The following is a 25172-nucleotide window of genomic DNA, read 5'->3' as shown; positions in this document are numbered from 1 at the left end:
AAAGAAGAATCAACTATTCCTTGATGGCGGAAGCCGGCCAGCCTGCGAATACCCGCGAACGATCCACGAGGGGATGCAAGTGATCCATACGGTCTGGCCTTACCTGGCGCTGATGCTGCTGATCGCCGGGCTGTTTCCGGCGATCGAACGCCGCTTCGGCTGGAAGGTGTTTTCGGTGCTGCCGCCGATCGTGCTGACCTATCTGTTTGTCACCGCGCTGGCGGTGTCCGGGCTGTGGCAGGTCAACGCGGAGATCAAGGCGGCGCAGTCGATGCTGGTCTCCCACCTGGTGCCGGCGCTGCTGTTCCTGCTGATGATCAATTGCGACCTGCGCGCGATCTGGCGGCTGGGACCGCGCGTGCTCGGCGTGTTCGCCTGCACCTCGCTCAGCCTGTTCGTGGCCTTCATCGCCACCTACCTGCTCTACCGCCACTGGCTGCCCGGCGACGCCTGGCAGCCGCTGGCCGCGCTCTCCGGCAGCTGGGTTGGCGGCAGCGCGAACATGATCGCGGTGAAGCAGGCGATCGGCATGTCCGATACCTATCTGGCGATGTCGCTGCTGACTGATGCGCTCGGCTACTCGATGTGGGTGGTGGTGCTGTTCTCGGTGGCGCGACTGGCGCCGGCGTTCAACCGCTGGACCCGGGCGGTATCCAGCGGCGACATCCCGCTGGCGCCGGCGAAGACCAAGGCGCCGACCACCTACGACAGCGTGCTGCTGTGGCTGGGCATGGCGCTGGCGGCGGCGGCGCTGGCGGGCTGGCTGGCCGACTGGCTGCCGGTATCCGGCATGGTCAGCGCGACCACCTGGACCATCCTGCTGGCTACCGGCTTCGGTCTGGTGGCGGCGCACACGCCGCTGGCGGAGTTCCCCGGCGCCAGCACGATCTCCAGCGCGATGCTGATCAGCGTGGTAGCGGTGCTGGCCTCGCAGAGCAACTTCGAAGGCATCGCCGCGGCGCCGCTGTACCTGCTGTGTGGCGTCACCATCATCGCCATCCACGCGGTGCTGCTGGTCGGCTTCGCCAAACTGTTCCGCTTCGACCTGTACCTGTGCGGGATCTCCTCGCTGGCGCATATTGGCGGGGTGGCGGCCACGCCGATCCTGGCGGCGAGCTATTCGGCCGCACTGGTGCCGGTCGGCATCCTGCTGGCGCTGCTCGGTTACATCCTGGGTACCGGCTTCGGGCTGGTGGTGGCGATGGTGTTGTCGGCGCTGGCCGGCCCGTGACGCGGTTTCAACATAGGACCAAGACGATGCGAATTCCCCTGCTTGCCGCCACCGTACTCGCGCTCGCCTTCGCCGGCGCACCGCTGCAGGCGCGCGCGGCGAACGATGCGTTGACCGTGCCGCCGTCCGGCGTGCTAGGCGTCGGCGAGGCGCAGCTCACCCCCACGTTCTGGATCGGTCTGCAGGCCGAGCCCGACCGGGTGATCCTCGACCGCGCGGCGATCGAGGCGCAGAACGCGAAGCTGCTGCAGGTCGATCCGTCGATGCACGACCTGCGCGCGTTGCCGAAAACGCTGAGTCGCGAGCAGGTCGCCGGCTGGATCACGGCGTTGTCCGAGCGACCGGACCGTCCGCTGTTCGACGTCGACGGCCAGCCGGTGCCGGCCGCCACGCTGGACGCCATGGTCGGCAACCTCGCCCTCGGCGCGATCCCCGCACAGCAGCCGACACGCTACGGCCTGGTGGTGCGCCGCGCTGCGCTGCGCACGTTCCCCACCGCGCTGCGCGTATTCAGCGAGAAGGGCGACACCGACATCGACCGTTTCCAGGAGACCGCCGAATTCCCCGGCACGCCGGTGGCGATCGTGCACGCCAGCGCCGACGGCCGGTGGCTGTTCGTGGTCAGCCCCCGCTACGCCGCGTGGACCGGGAAGGAAAACGTGGCCGAAGGTAGTGCTGCGCAAGTGTTTGGCTACGCCGACAAGACGCCATACCGGGTGATCACCGGCGCCACCGAGCACACCGTGTTTACCCGCGAGCAGCCGGCGGTATCGCAGCTGCAACTGGACATGGGTACGCGCATACCGCTGGTCACCGACCTGCCGCCGGACCAGCCGGTCAACGGCCAGACGCCGTATACCGCGCACGTGCTCGAGCTGCCGCTGCGCAAGGCTGACGGCACGCTGGCGTTCACCCCGGCGCTGCTGCAGAAGAACACCGATACCGCCGCCGACTACCTGCCGCTGACCCACGCCAACATCATCCGCCAGGCGTTCAAGTTCCTCGGCGAGCGCTATGGCTGGGGCCACGCCTACGACGGCCGCGACTGCTCGGGCTTCGTCTCCGATGTGTACCGCAGCATGGGCGTCGAGATGCCGCGCAATACCAGCAGGCAGGCGATCAGCCCCGCGCTGGAGCACCGCGCGTTCACCACGAAGGACAGCCGCGAGGCGCGCATCGCGGCCGTGCAGGCGCTCGAGGTGGGCGACCTGGTCTACATCCCAGCTCACGTGATGATGGTGATCGGCCACCTGCACGGCCAGCCGTACGTGATCCACGACACCACCGGCATGAGCTACCGCAAGGCCGACGGCAGCAAGGCGCGGGTCAAGCTCAACGCGGTGTCGGTGACGCCGCTGCTGCCGCTGCTGTTCAACGACCAGCAGAGCTATGTCGAGCGCATGACCAGCATCGTGCGCATCCGCCCATGACGGAAACCCATCCCCTCTCTCGCGGCGTCATTCCCGCGCAAGCGGGAATCCACTTTGCCTTCCCGGTCCGGAGCAGGATGGATGCCCAGCTTCGCTGTTGAAAAAGCATCTACCGCTTGCGCGGGAATCACGTCGTGACATGTCATCGCACAGGATCAGAGCAAGCCAATCCATGAAGATCACAGACATCCAGTTCGGCATGCTGCGGGTGCCGCTGAAAACCCCGTTCAAGACGGCGCTGCGCACGGTCAACACGGTGGAGGACATCGTGGTGATGGTGCACACCGACTCGGGCCAGGTCGGCTACGGCGAGGCGCCGGCCACCGCGGTGATCACCGGCGACACCCACGGTTCGATCATCGACGCGATCCGCCACTACATCTCGCCGCGGCTGATCGGCCAGGACATCGCCAACCTCAATCACCTCACCCAGCTGATCCAGTCTTCGATGGAGAAGAACACCAGCGCCAAGGCGGCGGTGGAGATCGCGCTGTACGACCTGTGGGGCCAGCTCTACGGCGCGCCGCTGTACAAGCTGCTGGGCGGCGGCGACCCGGTGATCACCACCGACATCACCATCAGCGTCGACTACATCGACAAGATGGTGGCCGACTCGGTCTCCGCGGTGGAGCGCGGTTTCGAATCGTTGAAGATCAAGGTGGGCAAGGACATCGGCGTCGACATCGAGCGGGTCAAGGCGATCTATGCCGCGGTGGAAGGGCGTGCGCTGCTGCGGCTGGACGCGAACCAGGGCTGGACCGCGAAGCAGGCGGTGTACGCGCTGCAGACGCTGGAGGACGCCGGCATCAAGCTGGAGCTGATCGAGCAGCCGGTGAAGGCGCGCGACCTGGCCGGCATGCGCTACGTCACCGAGCGCGTGCACACGCCGGTGATGGCCGACGAGAGCGTGTTCGGCCCGATGGAGGTGATCGAGCTGATCCGCCTGCGCGCGGCCGACATCATCAACATCAAGCTGATGAAGACCGGCGGCATCTCCAATGCGGTGCGCATCGCCGACATCGCCGGCATGCACGGCATCGAGTGCATGATCGGCTGCATGCTGGAAACCTCGATCAGCGTGGCCGCGGCGGTGCACGTGGCGGTGGCGAAGTCGAACGTGATCACCAAGGTCGACCTGGACGGCCCCTCGCTGTGCCAGTTCAACCCGGTCGACGGTGGGGTAATCTTCAACGAGTCGGAGATCTCCGTGACGGACGCGCCCGGACTGGGCATCCGCGAGATCCGCGGATTGGAGAGGATCGAAGCCTGATGTCGCCGCTGGTCAAAATCCGTTCGGAACGCGACCAGATGTCGGCAGTGGAGCGGCGCATCGCCGACTTCATCCTGGAGAACGCGCAGCTGCTGCGCGACTACTCGTCGCAGCAGCTGGCCAATGCGCTGGGGATCAGCCAGTCCAGCGTGGTCAAATTCACCCAGAAGTTGGGCTTCAAGGGTTACCCGGACCTGAAGTACTCGGTCGGCGAGGCCATCGCCCGCGCCGACAACGGCGACACGCCGCAGGTCGCGGAGGCGAGCGGCGGCGAAGGCGGCGGCGCATCCGCCGGCCACCTGTGGCGGCGCAAGTCCGAAGCCGAGGAGGCGACCCGGCTGATCAACCCGCCGGGAACCCTGCATGCCGTGGCCGACGCGATCGAGCAGGCCGGCCGCGCCGGCAAGGTGTTCATCATCGGGCTGGGCGAGGACGACATCCATGCGCGCGGCTTCGCGCTGAGGCTGTCGCTGCTGGGCATCCTCACCGTGCACAATTTCGACACCGCGCGGATGACCGCGAACGTCTCCGCCGCCGGTCCCGGCGACGTGCTGCTGGTGTTCTCCGAGCACGGTAACCACCCGGCGCTGTGCAAGATCGCCCGCTATTTCCGCGAGCGCCGCGGCCAGGTGATCACGGTGACCCGGCACACCGCCAACCCGCTGCGCGCGCTGGCCGACCTCAGCCTGGTGGTATCGGCGCACGATGAGCTGCCGTACATCCAGCCGCTGCTGTACCAGTCGGCGCTGCAGCACCTGCTCGACGGCGTGTTCGTGCAGTTGTGCGAAGGCCACGACGACCTCCACGCGCAGCTGCTGGCCAACCTTGACCGCATCCAGCTGATGCTGGAGCCGTGATTTGGCCGTTCAGGCGTTCCCGATGCCTCGGCGCCTGAGCCCCTCTCCCCCCGGGAGAGGGGTTGGGGAGAGGGTACGGCAAGGCCGCACGCTCCGCTCCGCCCGAACCCTCACCCCTGCCCCTCTCCCAAGGGGAGAGGGGTCCCACCGTGCGAGGTCGTCGCAAACCATGCGTATTTCCCTGCTGCTCGGCTTTGCCATCCTGTTTGCCGGCACCGCGCACGCCGGCGCCGCGAACGCGCCATGGCAGAACGCCCGCCAGATGATCGTGGTCACCACCGCCGACTGGAACGTCGATCACGGCGAGCTGCGCGCCTTCGAGCGTAGCGGTGACGCCTGGCAGGAGGTCGTCGCGCCCGCGCCGGTGACCGTCGGCAAGAACGGCGCCGGCTGGGGCCTGGGCCTGAGTGCGCCGCAAACCGGTGGCCCAGTGAAACGTGAGGGTGACAAGCGCAGCCCGGCCGGCGTGTTCCGCATCGGCGAGGCGTTCGGCTACGCCGCCCACGCGGCCACCGCGCTGCCGTACCGTGCGCTCACCGCCACCGACTGGTGCATGGATGTCAGTGGCGCGGCGCAGTACAACCGCATCGTCGATGCGGACGTGGTCGGCCTGGAGGCGGTGAACAGTTCCAGCGAACCGATGCGGCGCGACCTGCACGCGAACGGCGACCAGCGCTACCGGCTCGGCTTCGTGATCGAGCACAACGCGCAGGCGGCGCCGCAGGGCGGCAGCTGCATTTTCGCGCACCTGTGGAAGTCGCCGGCCGACGCCACCGCCGGCTGCACCGCGATGGCGCCCGCGCTGATGCAGAGACTGCTGGCCTGGCTGAAGCCGCAGGATCATCCGGTGTTCGTGCTGCTGCCGCAGGGTGAGTACGAACGCCTGCGCGCATCGTGGCAACTGCCGGCGCTGGCGGAGGCTGCGCGGTGAGTGCCACTACCCGGGTGCTGATCGGGCTGGCCGCCGGCGCGGTGATCGGTTTACTGCTGGCCGGCTGGAACGAAACCGTGGCGCTGCAGGTGGCGAACGTGGCGCAGCCGATCGGCAAGCTGTGGCTGAACGCGCTGCAGATGACGGTGGTGCCGCTGGTGCTGGCGCTGGTGGTGGTGGGCGTCAACACCGCCACCGACGCGGCCGCCTCGGGCCGCATCGCGCGCCGCGCGATCGTGGTGTTCATCGTGGTGCTGAGCGGCGGCGCGCTGTTCGCGGCGCTGGCCGCGCCGCTGGTGTTTTCGCTGTTCCCGCACAACCCGGCGCTGATCACGGCGCTCGACCACGCCAGCGTGCCGGCGGCCGCGCAGGCGGCGCCGAACTGGATCGACACGCTGGTGGCGATCGTGCCGAACAACGCGATCATGGCCGCGGCGCAGAGCGCGATGCTGCCGCTGGTGGTGTTCGCGCTGTTCCTCGGTTTCGCGCTGACCCGGATCGAAGCAAAGCGGCGCGCGCTGCTGATGGAGTTCTTCCAGGCGGTCGCCGACGCGATGATCGTGATCGTGCGCTGGGTGCTGTGGATCGCGCCGCTGGGCGTGTTCGCGCTGATTCTTTCGGTCTGCGCCCGCTCGGGCCTGGGCATGCTCAGCGCGCTCGGCGTGTACGTGCTGGTGGAGTGCCTGCTGTATCTGTCGGTCACCGCGATGATGCTGCCGCTGGCGGTGGCGTTCGGCGGCGAGAAGCTGCGCCGTTTCGCGCTGGCGCTGGTGCCGGCGCAGGTGGTGGCGATCAGCACGCAGTCCTCGCTGGCCTCGCTGCCGGCGATGCTGGAAAGCGCCGACCGTCGGCTCGGCTACCCGCAGCAGGTGGCTGCGCTGGTGCTGCCGATGGCGGTGAGCCTGTTCCGCCTGACCAGCCCGGTGCAGTACGTCACCTCGGCGGTGTTCATCGCCTGGGCCTACGGCATCGACCTCGGCACCGCGCAGCTGTTGGCCGGTGCGCTGCTGGCGGTGGTGATCAGCCTGGGTTCGGTCGGCCTGCCGGGCCAGGTCACCTTCATCGCCACCAATCTGCCGGTGGCGCAGGCGATGGGCCTGCCGCTGTCCCCGCTGGGCCTGATGCTGGCCGTCGACACCATCCCCGACGCGCTGGCCACGCTGGGCAACGTCACCGGTGACATGACCGCCACCAGCGTGGTGGCGCGGCAGTCGCGGGGCGACCTCGGCCGGGCGCTTCCGTGAATTGACGCGGTGGCGGTGGCGCGGGCCGGCGACCCGGCGCGGTCACGCGCGGTGCGCGCAGTGCGGTTATCATGATGCACTGCGCCAATGCGACCGAAGCGACTCCCGCCATGCTGCTGATGATCGACAACTACGACAGTTTCACCTACAACCTCGTGCAGTACCTGGGCGAGTTGGGGCAGACGGTCAAGGTGGTGCGCAACGATGCGCTCACCGTGGCCGGCATCCGCGCGCTGAAGCCCTCGCACATCATGATCTCGCCGGGACCGGGCACGCCGAACGATGCGGGCGTGTCGCTGGACGTGCTGCGCGAGCTGGTCGGCGAGATTCCGGTGTTCGGCGTGTGCCTGGGCCACCAGGCGATCGGCCAGGTGTTCGGCGGCAAGGTGGTCCGCGCCAAGCGGATCATGCACGGCAAGACCTCGCCGGTGATCCATCGCGGGCAGGGCGTGTTCGCCGGCCTGCCGAATCCGTTCGAAGCCACGCGCTACCACTCGCTGGTGGTGGAGCAGGGCTCGCTGCCGGATTGCCTGGAAGTCACCGCGTGGACGGAAAACCCGGACGGCTCGATCGACGAGATCATGGGCCTGCGCCACAAGACGCTGGCGGTCGAGGGCGTGCAGTTCCATCCCGAATCGATCCTGACCCAGCACGGCCACGACCTGCTGCGCAATTTCCTGGGCCAGCCGCTGAGGGCGGCGGCATGAACGGCCACGCCCGCGACATCACCATCACGCCACAGGAAGCGTTGCAGCGCACGATCGAGCACCGCGAGATCTTCCACGACGAGATGATCGCGCTGATGCGGCAGATCATGGGCGGCGAGGTGAGCCCGCTGATGACAGCGGCGATCATCACCGGCCTGCGCGTGAAGAAGGAAACCGTGGGCGAGATCACCGGCGCCGCGCGGGTGATGCGCGAGCTGTCGGCAAAGGTCGAGGCGCCTGCGCACGAGCACTTCGTCGACATCGTCGGCACCGGCGGCGACGGAGCCTCCAGCTTCAACATCTCCACCACGGCGATGTTCGTGGCGGCCGCGGCCGGCGCGCGCATCGCCAAGCACGGCGGGCGCAGCGTGTCGTCGAAGTCCGGCAGCGCCGACGTGCTGGAGGCGCTGGGCGCGGCGATCGAGCTGCCGCCGGCGCAGGTCGCGCAGTGCATGGCCGAGACCGGCATCGGCTTCATGTTCGCGCCGAACCACCACCCGGCGATGAAGGTGGTGGCGCCGGTGCGCAAGGAAATGGGCGTGCGCACGCTGTTCAATATCCTCGGCCCGCTGACCAATCCGGCTGGTGCGCCGAACATCCTGATGGGCGTGTTCCATCCCGACCTGGTCGGCATCCAGGTGCGCGTGCTGCAGCAGCTTGGTGCACGCCATGCGCTGGTGGTGTGGGGCCGCGACGGTCTGGACGAGATCTCGCTGGGCGCCGCGACGCTGGTCGGCGAGTTGCGCGACGGCGTGGTGCGCGAGTATGAGGTGGAGCCGGAGGATTTCGGCCTGGCGATGGCATCCAGCCGCAACCTGCGGGTGGAGAATGCGGACGAGTCGAAGGGCATGCTGCTGGACGTGCTGCAGGGTCGTCATGGCGTGCAGCACGACATCGTCTGCCTGAACGCCGGCGCGGCGCTGTACACCGCCGATGTGGCCGCTTCGATCGGCGAAGGCATCGAGCTGGCTCGCGCCACGATTGCCAGCGGCGCGGCGCATGCGAAAATGCAGGCCTTCGTGGCAGCCACCCGGCGGCTTGCCCCTTCGCGGTAGCTGCACGCGGCGCCGGTATCCTTAGTTGCGCACTGGACGCGCCCCACACCACCAGTGAGATGCCATGACTGACATCCTCAATCGCATTCTTGCGCGCAAGACGGAAGAGGTGGCCGAGCGCCGGACCCGGCTGCCGGAAACCGAGCTGGTCGCGCGCATCGCCGAGCTGCCCGGCACCCGCGGTTTCGCCGCGGCGATCGAGGCCAAGATTGACGCCGGCCTGCCGGCGGTGATCGCCGAGGTGAAGAAGGCCAGCCCGAGCAAGGGGCTGATCCGCACCGACTTCGACCCGGCCGCGATCGCCAGGAGCTACGCGGCGGCCGGCGCTGCCTGCCTGTCGGTGCTGACCGACAGCGATTTCTTCCAGGGCAGCGAGGCGTTCCTGCAGCAGGCGCGCGAGGCGTGCTCGCTGCCGGTGCTGCGCAAGGATTTCATCATCGACGCCTACCAGGTGTACGAGGCCCGCGCGATCGGCGCCGATTGCGTGCTGCTGATCGTCTCGGCGCTGGATGACGACGTGCTGCTGCAACTGTCGCTGCTGGCGGCGGAGCTCGACCTGGACGTGCTGTGCGAGGTGCACGACGAGGAGGAGCTGGAGCGCGCGCAGGCGCTGCCGGTGCCGTTGATCGGCGTGAACAACCGCAACCTGCGCAGCTTCGAGACCTCGCTGGAGACCTCGCTGGCCCTGCAGGGGCTGATCGAGTACGACCGCGTGCTGGTGGCCGAGTCCGGCATCCACACGCAAGAAGACGTGGCGCGCCTGCGCGAGGGCGGCATCCAGGCGTTCCTGGTCGGCGAGGCGTTCATGCGCGCCGAGGACCCGGGCAGCGAGCTCAAGCGGCTGTTCGCCCTGCCGTGACCGTGATGACCGAGGGGGAAAGGCTGGCCGCGTCGCCACGCGTGGTGCTGTTCGATTTCGACGGTGTGCTGATCCGCGGCGATACGTTCCGCCAGTTCGTGCGCGAGCGCTACCGGCGGTCGCCGTGGCGCTGCGCGCTGGCCCTGCTGTGTTCGCCGCTGTTGCTGGCGCAGCGCCCGTTCTCGCGGCGCCTGCCGCTGTACACGCTGGTGCGCATCGCCCTGCTGGGCCTGGGCGAGCAGCGCTACCGGGCGGCGGCGGACGCGTTCGCGGCGACGCTGGCGCGGCGGCCGAAGCAGTTCTGCCGCGATGGCCTGCAGGCGTTGCGTCGACACCAGCTGGCGGGGGACCGCGTGCTGGTGGTGACCGGTTGCGAGCACACGCTGGCCAGCGGGATCCTGCAGCAGCTCGGCCTGACCGGGCTGGAGGTGCTGGCCTCGCAGCTGCGGCCGGGTTGGCTGGGCATGCGCTTGCTGCGGCACAACGTGGGCCGCCGCAAGGTGCAGTCGCTGACCGAGTACGGCGTCGGCGGCTGGCAAGTCGCCTACGGCGATTCGATGCACGACGCGGCGATGCTGGCGCTGGCCGCCGAGGCGGTGCTGGTCAACGGCACGCCCAAGCTGTGCAAGAAGATCGAGAAGGCGCTGGGCCGCGCGGTCACCCGCGTCGAATGGTTCTAGCCGCTACAGCAGCGTCTGCGCCAGCTGGCCCAGGCTGATCAGCACGATCAGGCTGCCCACCGCGGCCATCACGGCCTGTTCGGGCAGGTGGCGCACCAGCCAGGCGGCGAACGGCGCGGCGACCACGCCGCCGGTAAGCAGGCCCAGCACGATCGGCCAGTGGCCGACGCCGACGTGCCAGACCAGGGTGGCGGAGACGCAGATCGTCACCACGAACTCGGCGGCGTTGACCGAACCGATCGTGCTGCGCACGCCGCCGCCGCGTGCGATCAGCGTGCTGGTGGCCAGCGGGCCCCAGCCGCCGCCGCCGATCGCGTCGAGCAGACCGGCGAAGAAACCGAGCACGCCGCTGTGCTGGACCTGGTGGCGGGTCAGCCGCCGGCCAAACGCGCGCAGCAGCACCATCGTGCCCAAGATCAGCAGGTAGGCGTTGACCCAGGGCCGGATCGCCTCGCCCGGCACGCTGGCCAGGAAAGTCGCGCCGAGGATGCCGCCGATCGCGCCGGGGATGGCCAGCTGCCAGAACAGCCGCCAACGCACGTTGCCGAACCAGGCGTGCGATGCGCCGGAGACGCCGGTGGTGAATACCTCGGCGGTGTGCACGGTGGCGCTGGCCACCGCCGGTGGCAGGCCCAGCGCCAGCAGGATCGAGTTGGAAACCAGCCCGTAGGCCATGCCCAGCGCGCCATCGACCAGCTGGGCGAGCAGGCCGACACCGGCGAAGACGAAGAATTGCCCGTAGTCCAAGCGTTGTCTCGCAGCCGGTGGCGGAACGCCATCCTTGACCAGTCTCCGTAAAAAACCGGTTCAGACGGCGGATGGTCGAGCCTGCGTGGAATCAGCGCGTGCCGCGCACCACGATGGTCTTGCCGGAGACGTCGATCATGCGCTGTTCCTCCAGCTGCTTGAGCACGCGGCCGACCATCTCGCGCGAGCAACCGACGATGCGGCTCACTTCCTGGCGCGAGATGCGGATCTGGGTACCGTCCGGGTGGGTCATCGAGTCCGGCTCCTGGCATAGGTCCAGCAGGGTGCGCGAGATGCGGTTGGTGACGTCCATGAAGGCCATCCGGCTGACCTGGCGCGAGGTGCGCAGCAGGCGGTTGGTCAGCTGCGAGCCGATCGCGAACAGGATCTTCGGGCATTCCTCGCGCAGCGGGCCTTCCATCAGCTGGAACAGGCGCTCGTAGCTGACCTCGGCCATCTCGCACGGCGCGCGCGTGCGCACCATCGACTCGCGCTGCGCCTGCTCCACGAACAGGCCCATCTCGCCGATGAACTGGCCGCGGCTGATGTAGGCGAGGATCAGCTCGCGCCCCTGCTCGTCCTCGGTGCACACCGCCAGCGAGCCGTCGATCACGTAATACAAGGTGTTGGCCGGGTCACCAGGGCGGATGATCGCGGTCTTGCCCGGGTAGCGCCGGCGGTGGCACAGCGCCAGGAAGCGCTCCATCGCGGCGGGGTCCGGGGCAAAGCCGAGCGGCGCCTGCGAACGTTCGAAGGCCTGTTGGAGCTGATACTTGAGTTGCGCCACGATCATCTCCTAACGGTGGTTGTCATTGAACAGCGGCAACCATTGCCACACGCCGTGCGTGTTCATGAACCATCCTTGCAAGCCGCCATTATGGCAAACCTGAGCGCTTGTCGCTGGTTCAATTTCTGTTCTTTTTGCCTCATACTTCGCGGTCTTCCGGATGCGGCGAGGCCGTCGCATGCGGTTCACAAGGGTCGTGCAGGCTGCGCGCCTGTACTTCACACCATATCGCGGGGACCCTTGTCGCTAACCCGCCTCTGCTGCTGGCCGAGTGTTCGGCCATGGAGAGCCGCCTGTGGTCAAGCCACTCCCCCGTCTGCGCCTGCAGGGTTTCAACAACCTGACCAAGGCGTTGAGCTTCAACATCTACGATATCTGCTACGCGGTGTCCGAGGACCAGCGCCAGCACTACATCGAGTACATCGATGAGCAGTACGACGCCGACCGCCTGACCCAGATCCTCACCGACGTGGCCGAGATCATCGGCGCGAACATCCTCAACGTGGCCCGCCAGGACTACGACCCGCAGGGCGCCTCGGTGACCATCCTGATCTCCGAGGAGCCGGTGGTGGAGAAGCTCGGCCGCGACTCGATCGCGGGCGCGGTGGTGGCGCACATGGACAAGAGCCACATCACCGTCCACACCTACCCGGAAACGCATCCGCACAACGGCATCGCCACCTTCCGCGCCGACATCGACGTGGCCACCTGCGGCGTGATCTCGCCGCTGAAGGCGCTGAACTACCTGATCGACAGCTTCGAGTCGGACATCGTCATCGCCGACTACCGCGTGCGCGGCTTCACTCGCGACGTGAAGGGCAAGAAGCACTTCATCGACCACAAGATCAACTCGGTGCAGGACTACCTGGCCAAGCACATCCGCCAGAAGTACGAGATGTTCGACGTCAACGTGTACCAGGAAAACATGTTCCACACGAAGATGCACATCAAGGACTTCGACCTCGACACCTACCTGTTCGAGGCGCACGCCGACGATCTCTCGTTCAAGGACCGCCAGCGCATCGAGCAGTTGCTGCGCCGCGAGATCGAGGAACTGTTCCACGGCCGCAACCTGATGTGACGAAAAACCCGCCGGAAGGCGGGTTTTTTTTCCGTTTTTCTGTCGGATCTGCGTCGGGGGCTGTGCCATGCGGTGCCTGCTGTTCAGGCTCCGCCGAACAACTGCTCGGCGCGCTGGAACAGCACCCAGCTCGTCGCGATGACCTTGTCGCCGCCCTGCGGGCGGTTGCCGCGGTGGGTATGGGTGAACGAAGCCGGCGCCAGCAGCAGCGTGCCGGTGCACGGAACGATCTTCCGCCGCTGATGGAGGAACTCGGTTTCCCCCTCGCCGAAATCGTCGTTGAGGTAGATTGTCCACAGCAGGTGCCGGTGCAGGGTGTCCGCGCGCAGGTCGCGCGGGTACAGCTCGCAATGCCAGTAGGGGTAGCCGCCGCGCCCCGCGCTGTAGCGCTGCAGGTTGATGGCACCCGGCCGGAAGACCATTTCCGCCATGGCCGACAGCGCGCCGTCGTCCATCGCCCGGAGGCGCTCGGGCGTCAGCCGGTGGCGGGTGCCGTCGGGGCCCGGGACCTCGAGCATCAGCGGCGCAATCAGCACGTGCGGATAGCGCCGCAGGTACGCCAGCAGGCCGCGGAACACCGCCTGGTTGAGCAACGCTTCCGCGTCGCGCCAGTCGGCCTGTTCGCTGAGGGCCAGATCCTGGCTGTCCTTCAGTTCGGGCAGCACGCCGCTGCCGACCCGGCCCGGGCGGGTTTTTCCGCTGGCGGCAAAGCGCTCCACCAGTATCGCGCACTGCGCCGCCGTCAGCGCGTCGCGGTACGTCTCGATGAAGTCAGCCGGGCCATCGACGGCATCGGAAGCAGTGGACATGCGGGGCACCGTTGGCAGGCAGCGCGGAACGAAGCGGAAGAACACAGACACCATCATGGCACGCGGCAGGCCGGTGCTGGATGCACCATGCGGCGCGCTGCTAATGCCTAGTCGAGCAGACCGCGGCGCAGCGCGTATCGCACCAGCTCGGCGGTATTGCGCACGGCGATCTTGGTCAGTACGCGGGTGCGGTGGTTTTCCGCCGTCTTGGTGCTGATCGATAGGCGGCGCGCGATCTCCTTGGTGGTCAGGCCCTCGGCAATCAGGCCGAACACTTCGCGTTCGCGCGCGGTGAGCAGTTCGTAGCGATCGTCAGGCAGGCGCTCGGGATGCTGCAACTGCTCCGCCAGCGCGCGCGAGGCGTGCGGTCCGAAATGCGCGCGCCCGGCGTGGACGTTGCGTACGGCGGCGAGCAGTTCGGCCGCCGCGCTGTCCTTGACCAGATAGCCGCTGGCGCCGACGCGAACGGCCTGCAGCACGTACTGGTCTTCCTGGTGCATGGTCAGCACCAGCACCCGCGTGTCCGGCAATTCCTGGTTCAGGCGGCGCACCAGCTCGATGCCGCCCAGGCGCGGCATCGACAGGTCGGTGATGACGATGTCCGGATGGGTGGCCAAGGCCTTGTCGATGGCCTCGACGCCGTCGGCCGCCTGCGCGATGACCTCGATGTCGCCGTCGCCCTGCAGGATGCCGACGAGGCTCTCGCGGACCAGGTTGTGATCGTCCACGAGCAGGACGCGGATGGGCTTGGGCGGCATGCGGATACCCTGCCCGCCATCCCGGATGGCGTCAAGCGCAGACCCGGCGGGCCCGGGTCAGCGATTGTCCAGCGGCACGACCGCGCGCAGACGGGTGCCGTGGCCGGAAGCGGAACGCAGCTCGAACTGGCCGTTGAACAATTGCAGGCGTTCACGGATGCCGCCCAGGCCGGTGCCGCCGGCAGCCTGTGCCTGCACCGGGTCGAAGCCGCATCCGTCGTCGACGATCTGCAGCTGCATGCGGCCGCTGCGCTCGACCAGGTGCACCAGTACGCTGCGCGCGCCGGCATGCTTGACCACGTTGTTGAGCGCTTCCTGGGCGATGCGGAACAGCAGCGTCTGCAACTCCTCGTCAAGGGCGGGTATCGGTTCGATTTCCACGGTGATCGCCATGCCGGCCGCTTCGCCGAGGCTGCGCGCCAGCCAGCGCAGTGCCGGTTCAAGGCCGAGGTCGTCGAGGATCGGCGGGCGCAGCAGCCGCGAGAGCTGGCGGGTGTCATCGAGGGTGTCGGCGCACAATGCGATCGCCTCGTCGAGGCTGGCGCGCAGCGTCCCGAATTGCACCGGCAGCGCGTCGCCGATCTGTGCGAGCCGGTGCTTGAGCGCCGTCAGGTTCTGGCCGATGCCGTCGTGCAGGTCGCGCGCGAGGCGACGCCGCTCGTCCTCCTGCACGTGCAGCACCGAGCGGCCGAGGCGACGGAATTCGCGCTCGCTCGCTTCGAGCCGCTGCAGCAGGTGCTGATAGCGCAAGTGGGCTTCGGCGGGAGGAGGCGGGACGTCGTGGGTCATGGCGTGGGTGCGTCCGCTTCCGTGCGGCGGGCTGGCGGACTTCCTGCGTCGTGCAATCGGTCGGGCAATGTGGCCTGGAAGGCGGCCTGCGCCGCCGCCGCGGCTTGCTCGGCAGCCGTCGCCCCGGCGCCGTCGCCGGCCAGCCGCTGGGCGCTGGCGCCCAAGGTGTGGATCTGCGGCGCTCCCAACACCTCGCTGCCGCGCATCAGGTTGACCGCTTCGCGGTAGGCGCGGACTGCCGCCGTCGCATCATGCGCGGCGAGCGCGCGTTGCATCGCCAGGGTCAGCCAGTCCAGCCGCAGCTCGGCATTGCCGAGCATGGCGGTCGCAGCATCCAGGCCGGTATTGGCGCGCGGGTCGAGGTGCGCGCGCAGCAGCGCCACCCGCAGCTGAAGTTCGCGCACCCCCGACGCTTCGGCCAAGGGCTGCGCGGCGTCCAGGGCTGCAGCCGCGCTCTTCGGGTCGCCCGCATGCAGGGCCAGCTGCGCACGCACGATCTCGACTCCTGCACGCTGTTCGCCCGAGGTGCCAGGGTCGGCACCTTCGAGCGCCTTGAGTTCGCGTCCTGCCGCGGCCTCGGCGCCACCGGCGAGCAAGGCCTGCACGCGCAACAGGCGGGTGTCGGCTTCGCCGCGCCGATCGCCGCGCTGGCTGAACAGGGCGATGGCCTTGTCGGCCTGGGCGAGCGAGCCGGCCACGTCGCCCTGCATCAACGCGAGCTTGGCCAGATTGCGCCGGCTCACGGCCGCCTCTTCGGGCATCTGCTGCTTTTCGGCTTCAGCCAGCGCGCCTTCCTGCAGCTTGCGCGCCTCTGGCCAGCGGCCGCGCGCCGCCGCCAGCAGCCCCAGGTTCTGCCCGGTGCGGATGCGGCCGGTGTCGCCGAGGCCGGCCTCGCTTTCCGCGGTACGTTGCCAGTAGCTCTGCGCGTCGTCGTAGCGGCCGAGCTGGAAGTTGGCGAAGCCGATGTCGTTGAGTGCCTGGGCCAGTCCGTGCGCATCGCCGACCTGCTGCCAGCCCTGCAACGCACGACGGTAGGCGTCGAGTGCTGCATGGTAGTCGCCGCGTTCCTCGGCGAGCACGCCCAGCTCGTTGTCCACGGCAGCCAGCCCTTCGCGGTCGTCGATCTCGACCGTCAGCGCGCGGGCCTGCGCGAGTGCGCTGCCGGCTTCGTCGAAGGCTCCGCGCAGGCTCAGCACGTTGGCCAGATTGCGCAGGCTGGTGGCCACGCCGCGACGGTTGCCGACGTCGCGCTGCAGCGCCGCCGCCTTGCGGTATTGCTCTTCGGCATTGGCGGTCTGGCCGAGGCGGCCATAGCCGATGCCGAGCGCGTTGGTCGTTTCCGCCACCCCGTAGAGGTTGCGGCCACGCTTGTACAGCACCAGCGCGCGCACCAGGTAATCGTCGACGGCGCGTCTCGCCTCACCCTGCATGATCGAGAACTTGCCCAGCTCGAACCAGGCGCGCGGATCGTCGCTGTCGCGGGCAGTAAGTTGCGACAGCCTGGCAATGGCGGCGCGAAAATCGCCGCCGCCGCCCTGGGCTCGCGCCAGTTGCAGATCGGCCAGGGTGTCGTCGGGCGTTTCGGCCAGTTGCGCACGCCATTGCGTGATCGCAGCCGGAACGTCGCCGTCGGACAGCGCGCGTTCTGCGGCGAACACGCGCTGCAGCCGGGCAGGCCCGGCGTTGGCCGCGCGCTGCCCGTGTTCGATCGCCTCCAGCGCCACATCGCGCTCGCCGATCGCCTGCGCCAGGCGGAGCTGGGTGCGCCACAGCTCGGGGTCGTCGCGTTCATGCCGGGTGAGGGCGCGCAAATCCGTCAGTGCGGCGGGGATGTCGTTTTTCTCACGCGCCTGCAGAACCGCGCCGAAGGTATCCAGCGTCGCTATGGCGGTGGGTAGTTTCAGCTCCGGTGCGGGCGCAGGTGCGCCGAGCGCCTTGGCCAGGGCCGGCTCGGTGAGCCAGGCGTGCAGGGCGCCAACCGTATCCGCGGCCAGCGGACCGTCCACGGTTTGCGGTACGCCGTCGTCCCCGCGCAGCTCGGCGTGCACGTACCAGTGACCGTCGCGCTGGCGCAGATCCGGGGACAGGGTGCGGTCGGCCACGGCAAGGCGGCGCAGCGTGGCGGGGTCGGGGGCGCTGCCGGCGGCGTCCAGCTGGCGCAGCGCCTGGAGGGTCCGGTCGGCATCGACGCTGGCGACGCCGGGCAGTGCGAACAGGGTTGCGCGAAGGTAGGCGTCCAGCGCGGTCACGCGCGGCGCCGGCAGCGCCGCGCCGCGCAACGGCAACACCAGCACCCGGTGGAGCGGCGGCGCGGCGGCGATGCCGGCCGCCTTGTCGTGCGGCATCCACCACAGCGTGCCGGCGACACCGATCGTGGTCAGCAAGGCCGCCGTGGCGAGCCAGGCGCGACGATGCGCGCGCAGGTCGGGCGGCATCGCGCGGCGGTCGATGGCCTCGATCACGGCGGCCGCATCCGGCAATCGGTGCGCCGGGCGCGGTCGCAGCAGCTGTTCGATCAGCCGGGCGACCCAGGTCGGCACGTCGGGGCGTTCGCGGGTGACCGGCGACGGGGTACGGACCAGTCGCTGGGCGATCGCCTCGGCGGCGGTGGCGCCCTGGAACGCAGGCGTGCCCGTCAGCATCTCGCGCAGGATCAGGCCCAGCGCATACAGGTCGCTGCGCGTGTCCACCGGATCACCACGGGCCTGTTCCGGGGAGAGATAGTCAGGAGTGCCGATCACCGCGCCCGTACCGGCCAGGGTAAGGCCGCTGCTGGCGAGCGAACGGGCCACGCCGAAGTCGCTGATGTACGCGTTGCCCTCGCGATCGATGAGCACGTTGGCCGGTTTCAGATCGCGATGCACCACCTGCCGGGCATGCGCAGCCTGCAGGCCGAGAGCGATCTGCCGCGTGATCCGCAGCGCGTCCTCCAGCGGCAGCGCGCCACGGTCGATGCGCCGGTCCAGCCCTTCGCCGTCGACGTAGTCCATGCTGATCAGCCAGTGGCCATCGTGCTGGGCGAGGTCGTGGATGCGCACCACCTGCGGGCTGGAAACCTGGCGCGCGAGCAACAGCTCCTGGCGGAATCGTTCGAACGCATCCGGCCGGGTCGCCAGCTCGGGCCGCAACAGCTTGAGCGCGACCGGCACGTCCAGCGCGGTGTCGTGGGCGCGGTAGACCACGCCCATGCCGCCCACCCCGAGCAGCGCCTCGATGCGAAAACGCCCGGCAAGCATGGTGCCGGGCGCCAGGTTCATGTGCGCATAGATGCCAGTGGCGGTCGGCTCGCTCGTCATGTCTCCAGCATTCTCTCGCCGAGGATGCTGTTCCAGTCGAGCGGCGTGGGCGGGACCATGGCCAGGTCCCCGCGCGCGCGATGCGCGATGAGCCACAGCGCGGTGCGCTCGGCAAATGCCTCCAGCAGTTCCAGGTCGAGCGTGGTCAGGGGCGGGCCCGGTTCGCGGCGGTCGGCGTAGATCGCGCCCAGCGCCCGGTCGCCGTCCAGCAGCGGCAGGCAGACCAGCGTACGCAAGCCGCCCTGGACGACCGAAGCACAGGCGCCGGGCCACGCATCGCCGCCGATGTCGTTGAAGACGACCGCGCGGCGTTGCTCGATGGCACGGGTGACTGCGCTGAGGCTGCCGGCGAATTCGCGACCGATCATCTGCGACGGTTCCAGCGCGAGCGCGGCGAGGACGCGGTGGCGGCCGTGCGTGTCGACCAGCAGGAAGCCCCGGCTGCAGCCGGCGAGTTCGGCCACCGCACGCAGGCTGGCGTCGGGCAGCGACTGGCCGGAGGCGGCATCATCGGTGCTGTCGTTGCGGGCGATCGCGTCCAGGTGGGCGGTGCATGCGGTAGCCGTGAGGCGGCGTTCGCTGCGGCGTTTGGCGTCCGCTTCCGCCGCGGCGCCGTCGAGCAGCGCGAACTCGCAGTGGACGTCGCCGAAGCGCAGCCAGCAGGACGTGTCGATCACCGCGGAGTCGATCCGGGCGCCTTCGACGAAGCTGCCGTTCTTGCTGTGCAGGTCGGCCAGCTGCCAGCGTCCGTCGCTGGCGAAAAGTTCGGCGTGCATGCGCGATATCGATGGGTGTTCCAGCCGCAGGCCGCTGTCGTCGGCACGACCGATCCGCAACCGGTCACCCGGGCCGAGGGGGCGGGTGAGGGCGGCGTGATCTGGGACGAATGCGGTCAGCCGTGCCTGCATGCGGCGATATTAGCGCACGGCATTCGCGTGCACAGGCGACCGCACAAGGCCCGGCGAAGCCCATGCGCCGTCCAGACCCACGTTCGCGCTGGCGAACCCTTCAGCGACCGAAATCGCGCTGGTAGCCGATACTGAAGGCCAGCGTGGAGGTGGCGGCCAGCAGTTCGCCGGCCTGGTTGTCGGTATCCCGGGTGGCCCGCCATTGCGAGGGAATCGCCGTGCCGGCCCGGCTCGCCACGCGTGCGCGCAGCTGATCGAGCGAGTTCAGGGCGTCGCCGAACTGCCCCTGGTTGACGGCGCTCTGCGCCGCGTCCGCGCTCATCTGCAGCGGTCCGCGTTCGGACAGCGGCAGCGCCGCGATCAGCGACTGCAGCCGGTCGAACTTGTCGGCCACCACCTCGCTGCTGGGGCGAGCATCGGTCAGCACCAGGAACTGCGAGAAACCTCCGGTGGTGCCGCGTGCGCGCACGCTGCCGGGCGCAATCTCATCGGTGATGTCGCGGAAACTTCCGTTCAGCGGTGCCTTGAACAGACGCAGCTGGCTTCCCGCCGCGTAGGTGAGCGCATGGGTGTGCACCTCGACGCGCACGGTGCGCTGAAAGCTGAGCCCGCCCAGTGCCGGCGGCTCGATCGTGACCATCAGCGGAAACGAGGGATCGAGCCGGTTCAGGCCCGCATTGGGCAGCCGCGCCAGCAGCGCCGGACTGGACAGGTCCACCAGTTGCGCACTCACGCCGAGACTGTCGGGACTCAAGCCCAGGCTGTCGTCGAAAGTCAGGATCACTTCGGCCAGCGTCTGCTGGGTCGGCAGGTCGACCCGCGCCGTCGCTACGTTGCCGGCGACCGCGACGGTGACCGGCAGGTTCTGCGCCAAGGCCAGCGGGGCGCACAGGCAAAGGGCCAAGCCAAACACCAGCTTGGCTGCAAGGGCGGATTTCGGCATGGCGGGCCTCCTGAATGCGGCGCCGGTGACGGCAGGCGCTCGAAAAATCGTGCGGACGCCTGAACCTAGCTGATCCGGTCCGCTGGCGCCAATAGGGAAGTTCACTCAGTACGCACGCGTCTGGCGCAGCGAGGGCGTGCCTGCAGGATGCCAACGAGGTGGCGGCGTGGGTGATTTCCCCTGTGGCGGCTGGGTGCAATCCCGGATGGAGAAGCCGTCATGCCGGCCGGGATACTCCAAAAAGCGCCCCATCCCGGCGGGCGAATTTCCGGAGCCATCACCATGTCGTCCAGGTTTGTTCCAAACGTCAAACGCAGGACCTTCCGCCTCTGTGCCGTGGCGGCAGGCCTGCTGGCCAGCGGCGTTGCGCTGGCCGATGCCCAGCTCGACCCCCAGCTGCTGGCGAAGATGGGCGTTGCCGCCCCCACGGACCAGTTGCAGGTCGTCATCAGTTACCAGCAGTCCGGCCCGGTCACCGCCGAGCAGGTTGCCGCGCTCAAGGCGCTTGGCATCGACAGGGGCGTGACCATGCGCACGCTGCCGATCGCCGGCGCGCTGGCCACCCCTGGCGAGATCCGCGCGCTGGCCACGCGCAGCGACGTGGTTTCGATCTATTTCAACGCCCCGCTGCAGTACCTCAACAGCGAGGCGCGCAAGATCTCCGGCGCCGCGCGCACGGTGGAGAACCCGGCCGACTACCACCGCGCGATCCCGTTCAGCGGCAAGGGCGTGAGCGTGGTCGTCAACGACTCCGGCGTCGACGGCACCCACATGGACCTGCAGTACGGCCCGCACCTGGTGCAGAACACGCAGGGCGTGACCAACCTCGCCTCGTTCGATTCGATGCTGCCGATCACCTATGTCGAGGGCGTGCCCAACACCGACTGGGGCTCGGGCCATGGCACCCATTGCGCCGGCACCATCGGCGGCACCGGCGCCCGCTCGAACGGGCTGTATCGCGGCGTGGCGCCGGGGGCCGACCTGGTCGGCTACGGCTCCGGTGCCGTGCTGCTCATCCTTGACGCGGTCGGCGGCCTCGATTACGCCGCGACCAACCAGTTCAGCTTCCGCAACCCGATTCGCGTGACCAGCAATTCCTGGGGCAGCTCGGGCAAGTTTGATCCCCTGAATCCGGTCAACATCGCCAGCTACGAGCTTTACAAGCGAGGCATCGTCAGCGTGTTCGCCGCAGGCAACGACGGCCCGGGCGAAGACACTCACAATCCCTACGCCCAGGCGCCATGGGTGATCTCGGTGGGCGCCGGCGAGAAGAACGGCGTGCTCACCGGCTTCTCCTCGCGCGGCAAGCGCGGCGAGTCCGGTACCTTCAAGATGCCGGACGGCGTGCAGTGGACCTACATCAACCAGCCGACCATCGTGGCGCCTGGCGTGGACATCGTCTCCACCCGCGACAGCACGGGCACGCTGCCGGCACTCGCGGCTGAAAAGGACGCGGCGACGCTTGCGCCGGCCGAACTGCCGTTCTACACCGTGATGAGCGGCACCTCGATGGCCACGCCGCACGTGGCGGGCATCGTCGCGCTGATGCTCGAGGCCAACCCGAACCTGACCCCGGCGAATGTCCGCGACATCATCACGCGCACCGCCACCAACATGACCGGACGGCTGCCGTGGGAGGCGGGCGCTGGCCACATCAACGCCTACACCGCGGTGGCCGAGGCCGCCGGCGTGCGCGGTGGCTTCGGTGCGACCGTAAACGCGCTGAACAGCTTCAACAGCAGCGAGGTGCTGGTCGCGGGGCCGCCGCCGGTACCGTTCTCGGTGAACTTCGCGCCGATCGGGCCGGTGGGCGAGCAGTCCTTCACGGTCGGGCCGGAGACGGCCTGGGTGAGCGCGCGCGCCACCATCGACGCCAACACCCTCGCGCTGGTGCTGATCGATCCGGACGGCGTGCGCTACGGCTCGTCGATCGCGCTGCCGGTGCTCGGCGACACGGTGACCACCGGCGCGCCGGCCAAGCCGGGCGTGTGGGGCGTCACCGTGCGCGGCATCGGTTCGGTTTCCGGCGTCGCCCTCGATCCGGCCAAGGTCACCAACGGCTATGCGGCGCCCGGCACGGTGAACGGCGAGATCGGCTTCCTCAACAGCGGCGGTTACACCGGACTCGGCGACATCGCCAACCATCCGGCCAAGTCGGCGATCCAGTTCGCCGTGGCCAACCGCCTCGTCGACGGTTACCCGAATGGGCAGTTCCGTCCCGACCAGTTCCTCAAGCGCGGCGAGCTGGCGCAATACCTGCTGATGGGCACCAGCGTGCGCCAGTACCTGCCGTTCTCCGGCCAGCGCAGCTTTACCGATGTCGGTACCAGCGACAGCGTGTATCCGTTTGCCGAGTCGGCCGTCGCCAGCGGGGGCGCCTTGCGCGATCTGAGCAACAAGCAGGACGGCGTGATGACGCTGCAGCCGAACGCCACGTTCCGGCCGAACGACAGTGTCAGTCGGCTCGGTCTCGCCTATTCCCTGGTGCAAAGCCTGGCGTTGCAGAACGAGGCGCGTTCGTTCACTGGCGACCTCACCGCGTTCTACGACGGACGGCGCATCCCGCTCGACGATGCGGCCTCGATTCCGGCCAACCTGCGCGGTTACGTGCAGCTGGCGCTGGATCGCGGCGTCATCAATGCGCGCTTCACGGTGGTCCAGGGTCCGTATGACCTGCAGCCGACCCTGCATGCCTATTTCGATCCGGGCCTTTCTGTCACCCGCGCGGCCTATGCCGTCGCCGCCGGTCGCTATCTCTCGCTTTACCAAAGCGGCAAGTAGGCCGGAGAGTCCGCGAAGCGTTTTGGATCTGCCATGCGGCCCGGCTCCCCGGGCCGCATTTTTTGTGGCGCTGGCTCGTGCCCCGCGGGAACCCGGACCTATACGCGGTAGGCCACCGCTTTCATCACCAGCGAGCTGAACCGCATCAACGTCGGCAGCGGGGCAGGCAGGTCAACGCCTCCTCGCTGCTGCGCGGCCTGCGCGTGGCGGATCTCGTCCGACTGCATCTGGGTCAACACCGCGCGCGAGCGCTGGTCCTGCGCGGGTAGCTTTTCCAGGTGCTCGGCCAGGTGGGCTTCCACCTGGCGCTCGGTTTCCACTACGAAGCCGAGGCTGAGCGGGTCGCCGGCCAGTGCGGCGGCGGCGCCGATCGCGTAGCTGCCGGCGTACCACAGCGGGTTGAGCAGGCTGGGGCGGCTGTCCAGTTGCTTGAGCCGCTCGGCACACCAGGCCAGGTGGTCGGTTTCCTCGACGGCGGCATGCAGCAGGTGCTGGCGGTTGTCGGCGTTGCGCGCCAGCGCAGCCTGGCCGAGGTACAGCGCCTGCGCGCAGACCTCGCCGGTATGGTTGACGCGCATCAGGCCGGCGGCGTGTCGGCGCTCGGCATCGTCGAGCGCGGCCTCGGCGAGGCCGGTGGCGGGCGAGCGGCGGTGCGCCGCGGGCGTGCCGGCGATCGCTTCCAGCGCGCGTTCGCAGCCGGCAAGCAGGCGGTCGAGGTGGCTCAGCGTGCGTATGTCCATAGGATTTCCAGCAGTGGTTCGGACCCGAGGCCGGTGGATGCCTCGCCGCCACCGTCTGCGGCAGGTGGCCCGCATGGTGGGGGCTTTTCAAGCGGTCCGGTGGTCATGCTATCATTGCCAGCTCACAGCTCGCCGGCCGGTGGGCTTGCGCCGTGGATGACGGCTCCGCTATCATCTCGCGCCTTTGTTCCACCGAAGCATGCTTCCTGAATCATGCGTACCGCCTCACGGCGGCAGACAGGTATTCTGAAATGAAAACGTTTAGCGCCAATGCCGACAACGTCAAGCGCGACTGGTTCGTGGTCGATGCCACGGACAAGACGCTCGGTCGCCTATCGACCGAAATTGCCCGTCGTCTGCGCGGCAAGCACAAGCCGGAATACACCCCGCACTGCGACACCGGCGATTATATCGTGGTGATCAACGCGCAGAAGGTGGCGGTCACCGGCGCCAAGCTGGACGACAAGATGTACCACCGCTTCACCGGCTACGTCGGCAACCTGAAGACCACCAGCCTGAAGGACCTGCTGGCCACCTACCCGGAGCGCGTGATCGAGATCGCCGTCAAGGGCATGCTGCCGAAGAACCCGCTGGGCCGCGAGATGTACCGCAAGCTCAAGGTCTACGGCGGTGCCGAGCACCCGCATACCGCACAGCAGCCGCAGGCGCTGGAGATTTAAGGAAATGAGCATGGCAACCCAGCAGAATTACGGCACCGGCCGCCGCAAGACCTCCGCCGCCCGCGTGTTCCTGCGCAAGGGCAAGGGCGCAATCGAAGTCAACGGCAAGTCGCTCGAACAGTTCTTCGGCCGCGAGACCTCGCGCATGATCGTGCGCCAGCCGCTCGAGCTGACCCAGAACACCGACAAGTTCGACATCAAGGTGACGGTTGCCGGCGGCGGCATCACCGGCCAGGCCGGCGCGATCCGTCTGGGCATCGCCCGTGCGCTGATCGAATACGACGAAAGCCTGAAGTCGCCGCTGCGCAAGGCCGGCTTCGTGACCCGCGACGCCCGCGAGGTCGAGCGCAAGAAGGTCGGTCTGCACAAGGCACGTCGCGCCACGCAGTTCTCGAAGCGCTAAGCCAAGTTCCATAGCCCCGTCGCCAAGCGGTAAGGCACCTGACTCTGACTCAGGCATTCGGTGGTTCGAATCCATCCGGGGCTGCCAAATCCAGATGCCATCACGCGCCAGCATGCATGGCGCCGAATCGGAAGCCCGCCTCTTGGCGGGCTTCTTCGTTGTGGCGACCCGGGTGCGGCGAACCGC

At 68.6% G+C, this 25172-nt stretch carries 23 protein-coding genes and 1 tRNA gene; 15 read left to right on the top strand and 9 right to left on the bottom strand.

Annotated features, from left to right (window positions below; genetic code table 11):
* The first annotated feature begins 73 nt into the window (after positions 1-73).
* The 10 genes from AC3WTD_RS06605 to AC3WTD_RS06560 all read left to right on the top strand — a co-directional run bounded on the left by AC3WTD_RS06605 (position 74) and on the right by AC3WTD_RS06560 (position 10264).
* Positions 74-1231, top strand: coding sequence for a DUF819 family protein (locus tag AC3WTD_RS06605; RefSeq protein WP_492613290.1), 1158 nt, complete (start codon positions 74-76; stop codon positions 1229-1231).
* A 26-nt stretch (positions 1232-1257) separates the two neighbouring features.
* Complete coding sequence (locus AC3WTD_RS06600) at positions 1258-2661, top strand: C40 family peptidase (protein WP_492613289.1); 1404 nt, start codon at positions 1258-1260, stop codon at positions 2659-2661.
* Between the two features lie 172 nt (positions 2662-2833).
* A complete protein-coding gene (locus AC3WTD_RS06595; RefSeq protein ID WP_492613288.1) occupies positions 2834-3931 on the top strand; it encodes a dipeptide epimerase in 1098 nt (365 codons plus the stop codon).
* Positions 3931-4788: a MurR/RpiR family transcriptional regulator gene (locus AC3WTD_RS06590; RefSeq protein WP_027492270.1), complete on the top strand. Its 858-nt coding sequence runs from the start codon at positions 3931-3933 to the stop codon at positions 4786-4788. The genes AC3WTD_RS06595 and AC3WTD_RS06590 overlap by 1 nt, the downstream gene beginning before the upstream one ends.
* A 169-nt stretch (positions 4789-4957) precedes the next feature.
* Positions 4958-5719, top strand: coding sequence for a L,D-transpeptidase family protein (locus tag AC3WTD_RS06585; protein WP_027492269.1), 762 nt, complete (start codon positions 4958-4960; stop codon positions 5717-5719).
* Positions 5716-6963 carry a dicarboxylate/amino acid:cation symporter gene (locus AC3WTD_RS06580; protein ID WP_492613287.1) on the top strand — a complete coding sequence of 416 codons (1248 nt, stop codon included), beginning with the start codon at positions 5716-5718 and terminating at the stop codon, positions 6961-6963. The genes AC3WTD_RS06585 and AC3WTD_RS06580 overlap by 4 nt, the downstream gene beginning before the upstream one ends.
* 110 nt (positions 6964-7073) lie before the next feature.
* Positions 7074-7670, top strand: a complete 597-nt coding sequence (locus AC3WTD_RS06575) for an anthranilate synthase component II (protein WP_492613305.1) — start codon at positions 7074-7076, stop codon at positions 7668-7670.
* On the top strand, positions 7667-8725 hold the full coding sequence (trpD, locus tag AC3WTD_RS06570; RefSeq protein ID WP_492613286.1) for an anthranilate phosphoribosyltransferase: 1059 nt from the start codon (positions 7667-7669) through the stop codon (positions 8723-8725). The genes AC3WTD_RS06575 and trpD overlap by 4 nt, the downstream gene beginning before the upstream one ends.
* A gap of 64 nt (positions 8726-8789) precedes the next feature.
* Positions 8790-9584, top strand: a complete 795-nt coding sequence (gene trpC / locus AC3WTD_RS06565; RefSeq protein ID WP_027492265.1) for an indole-3-glycerol phosphate synthase TrpC — start codon at positions 8790-8792, stop codon at positions 9582-9584.
* 5 nt (positions 9585-9589) lie between these two features.
* Positions 9590-10264: an HAD family hydrolase gene (locus AC3WTD_RS06560; RefSeq protein WP_492613285.1), complete on the top strand. Its 675-nt coding sequence runs from the start codon at positions 9590-9592 to the stop codon at positions 10262-10264.
* 3 nt (positions 10265-10267) lie between these two features.
* On the opposite strand, the gene AC3WTD_RS06555 is transcribed toward AC3WTD_RS06560, so the two are convergent.
* Entirely contained in the window at positions 10268-11011 is a 744-nt protein-coding gene (locus AC3WTD_RS06555) for a sulfite exporter TauE/SafE family protein (protein ID WP_027492263.1), read from the bottom strand.
* A gap of 91 nt (positions 11012-11102) precedes the next feature.
* The gene (gene crp, locus AC3WTD_RS06550) at positions 11103-11804 is read right to left on the bottom strand and encodes a cAMP-activated global transcriptional regulator CRP (protein ID WP_008435116.1); all 702 of its coding nucleotides are present in this window, start codon (positions 11802-11804) and stop codon (positions 11103-11105) included.
* 289 nt (positions 11805-12093) lie between these two features.
* Between crp and speD the strand changes: the two genes are divergently transcribed.
* Complete coding sequence (gene speD, locus AC3WTD_RS06545) at positions 12094-12879, top strand: adenosylmethionine decarboxylase (RefSeq protein ID WP_492613284.1); 786 nt, start codon at positions 12094-12096, stop codon at positions 12877-12879.
* Between the two features lie 83 nt (positions 12880-12962).
* Here the strand turns inward: speD and AC3WTD_RS06540 are convergent, their stop codons facing one another.
* The 6 genes from AC3WTD_RS06540 to AC3WTD_RS06515 form a co-directional block, all read right to left on the bottom strand.
* Complete coding sequence (locus AC3WTD_RS06540; protein ID WP_492613283.1) at positions 12963-13688, bottom strand: 2OG-Fe(II) oxygenase; 726 nt, start codon at positions 13686-13688, stop codon at positions 12963-12965.
* A 107-nt stretch (positions 13689-13795) separates the two neighbouring features.
* Positions 13796-14446 carry a response regulator gene (locus AC3WTD_RS06535; protein WP_492613282.1) on the bottom strand — a complete coding sequence of 217 codons (651 nt, stop codon included), beginning with the start codon at positions 14444-14446 and terminating at the stop codon, positions 13796-13798.
* 57 nt (positions 14447-14503) lie between these two features.
* On the bottom strand, positions 14504-15235 hold the full coding sequence (locus AC3WTD_RS06530; protein ID WP_492613281.1) for a sensor histidine kinase: 732 nt from the start codon (positions 15233-15235) through the stop codon (positions 14504-14506).
* Positions 15232-18531, bottom strand: a complete 3300-nt coding sequence (locus AC3WTD_RS06525) for a protein kinase domain-containing protein (protein WP_492613280.1) — start codon at positions 18529-18531, stop codon at positions 15232-15234. Before AC3WTD_RS06525 ends, AC3WTD_RS06530 begins: the two co-directional genes overlap by 4 nt.
* Entirely contained in the window at positions 18528-19439 is a 912-nt protein-coding gene (locus tag AC3WTD_RS06520; RefSeq protein ID WP_492613279.1) for an FHA domain-containing protein, read from the bottom strand. The genes AC3WTD_RS06525 and AC3WTD_RS06520 overlap by 4 nt, the downstream gene beginning before the upstream one ends.
* A gap of 100 nt (positions 19440-19539) precedes the next feature.
* The gene (locus AC3WTD_RS06515) at positions 19540-20382 is read right to left on the bottom strand and encodes a DUF6689 family protein (RefSeq protein WP_492613278.1); all 843 of its coding nucleotides are present in this window, start codon (positions 20380-20382) and stop codon (positions 19540-19542) included.
* A gap of 282 nt (positions 20383-20664) precedes the next feature.
* Here AC3WTD_RS06515 and AC3WTD_RS06510 point away from each other — a divergent pair, with 282 nt between their 5' ends.
* Positions 20665-23163, top strand: coding sequence for a S8 family serine peptidase (locus AC3WTD_RS06510; protein WP_492613277.1), 2499 nt, complete (start codon positions 20665-20667; stop codon positions 23161-23163).
* A 98-nt stretch (positions 23164-23261) separates the two neighbouring features.
* Here the strand turns inward: AC3WTD_RS06510 and coq7 are convergent, their stop codons facing one another.
* Positions 23262-23903, bottom strand: a complete 642-nt coding sequence (coq7, locus tag AC3WTD_RS06505) for a 2-polyprenyl-3-methyl-6-methoxy-1,4-benzoquinone monooxygenase (RefSeq protein WP_027492256.1) — start codon at positions 23901-23903, stop codon at positions 23262-23264.
* 251 nt (positions 23904-24154) lie between these two features.
* On the opposite strand from coq7, the gene rplM reads away from it, so the two are divergent.
* From rplM to AC3WTD_RS06490, 3 genes are all read left to right on the top strand, one after another.
* Positions 24155-24583 (top strand): 50S ribosomal protein L13, encoded by a 429-nt coding sequence (gene rplM / locus AC3WTD_RS06500; protein ID WP_008435100.1) that lies wholly within the window; start codon positions 24155-24157, stop codon positions 24581-24583.
* Positions 24584-24593: 10 nt separating this feature from the next.
* Positions 24594-24986: a 30S ribosomal protein S9 gene (gene rpsI, locus AC3WTD_RS06495; RefSeq protein ID WP_008435098.1), complete on the top strand. Its 393-nt coding sequence runs from the start codon at positions 24594-24596 to the stop codon at positions 24984-24986.
* A gap of 12 nt (positions 24987-24998) precedes the next feature.
* Positions 24999-25073, top strand: a tRNA-Gln gene (locus AC3WTD_RS06490).
* The last annotated feature ends 99 nt before the right edge of the window (positions 25074-25172 follow it).

The organism is Rhodanobacter sp. FW106-PBR-R2A-1-15, from assembly GCF_058789735.1.
The sequence above is the reverse complement of the archived record's forward strand: the minus strand, read 5'-3'. Positions and strand labels throughout refer to the sequence as shown.

What these genes read in the sequence shown, in the direction of transcription:
- AC3WTD_RS06605 (WP_492613290.1), top strand. Translation starts at nt 74, where the DNA reads ATGCAAGTGATCCATACGGTCTGGCCTTACCTGGCGCTGATGCTGCTG.
- AC3WTD_RS06600 (WP_492613289.1), top strand. Translation starts at nt 1,258, where the DNA reads ATGCGAATTCCCCTGCTTGCCGCCACCGTACTCGCGCTCGCCTTCGCC.
- AC3WTD_RS06595 (WP_492613288.1), top strand. Translation starts at nt 2,834, where the DNA reads ATGAAGATCACAGACATCCAGTTCGGCATGCTGCGGGTGCCGCTGAAA.
- AC3WTD_RS06590 (WP_027492270.1), top strand. Translation starts at nt 3,931, where the DNA reads ATGTCGCCGCTGGTCAAAATCCGTTCGGAACGCGACCAGATGTCGGCA.
- AC3WTD_RS06585 (WP_027492269.1), top strand. Translation starts at nt 4,958, where the DNA reads ATGCGTATTTCCCTGCTGCTCGGCTTTGCCATCCTGTTTGCCGGCACC.
- AC3WTD_RS06575 (WP_492613305.1), top strand. Translation starts at nt 7,074, where the DNA reads ATGCTGCTGATGATCGACAACTACGACAGTTTCACCTACAACCTCGTG.
- trpD (WP_492613286.1), top strand. Translation starts at nt 7,667, where the DNA reads ATGAACGGCCACGCCCGCGACATCACCATCACGCCACAGGAAGCGTTG.
- trpC (WP_027492265.1), top strand. Translation starts at nt 8,790, where the DNA reads ATGACTGACATCCTCAATCGCATTCTTGCGCGCAAGACGGAAGAGGTG.
- AC3WTD_RS06560 (WP_492613285.1), top strand. Translation starts at nt 9,590, where the DNA reads ATGACCGAGGGGGAAAGGCTGGCCGCGTCGCCACGCGTGGTGCTGTTC.
- crp (WP_008435116.1), bottom strand. Translation starts at nt 11,804, where the DNA reads ATGATCGTGGCGCAACTCAAGTATCAGCTCCAACAGGCCTTCGAACGT.
- AC3WTD_RS06540 (WP_492613283.1), bottom strand. Translation starts at nt 13,688, where the DNA reads ATGTCCACTGCTTCCGATGCCGTCGATGGCCCGGCTGACTTCATCGAG.
- AC3WTD_RS06535 (WP_492613282.1), bottom strand. Translation starts at nt 14,446, where the DNA reads ATGCCGCCCAAGCCCATCCGCGTCCTGCTCGTGGACGATCACAACCTG.
- AC3WTD_RS06530 (WP_492613281.1), bottom strand. Translation starts at nt 15,235, where the DNA reads ATGACCCACGACGTCCCGCCTCCTCCCGCCGAAGCCCACTTGCGCTAT.
- AC3WTD_RS06525 (WP_492613280.1), bottom strand. Translation starts at nt 18,531, where the DNA reads ATGACGAGCGAGCCGACCGCCACTGGCATCTATGCGCACATGAACCTG.
- AC3WTD_RS06520 (WP_492613279.1), bottom strand. Translation starts at nt 19,439, where the DNA reads ATGCAGGCACGGCTGACCGCATTCGTCCCAGATCACGCCGCCCTCACC.
- AC3WTD_RS06515 (WP_492613278.1), bottom strand. Translation starts at nt 20,382, where the DNA reads ATGCCGAAATCCGCCCTTGCAGCCAAGCTGGTGTTTGGCTTGGCCCTT.
- AC3WTD_RS06510 (WP_492613277.1), top strand. Translation starts at nt 20,665, where the DNA reads ATGTCGTCCAGGTTTGTTCCAAACGTCAAACGCAGGACCTTCCGCCTC.
- coq7 (WP_027492256.1), bottom strand. Translation starts at nt 23,903, where the DNA reads ATGGACATACGCACGCTGAGCCACCTCGACCGCCTGCTTGCCGGCTGC.
- rplM (WP_008435100.1), top strand. Translation starts at nt 24,155, where the DNA reads ATGAAAACGTTTAGCGCCAATGCCGACAACGTCAAGCGCGACTGGTTC.
- rpsI (WP_008435098.1), top strand. Translation starts at nt 24,594, where the DNA reads ATGGCAACCCAGCAGAATTACGGCACCGGCCGCCGCAAGACCTCCGCC.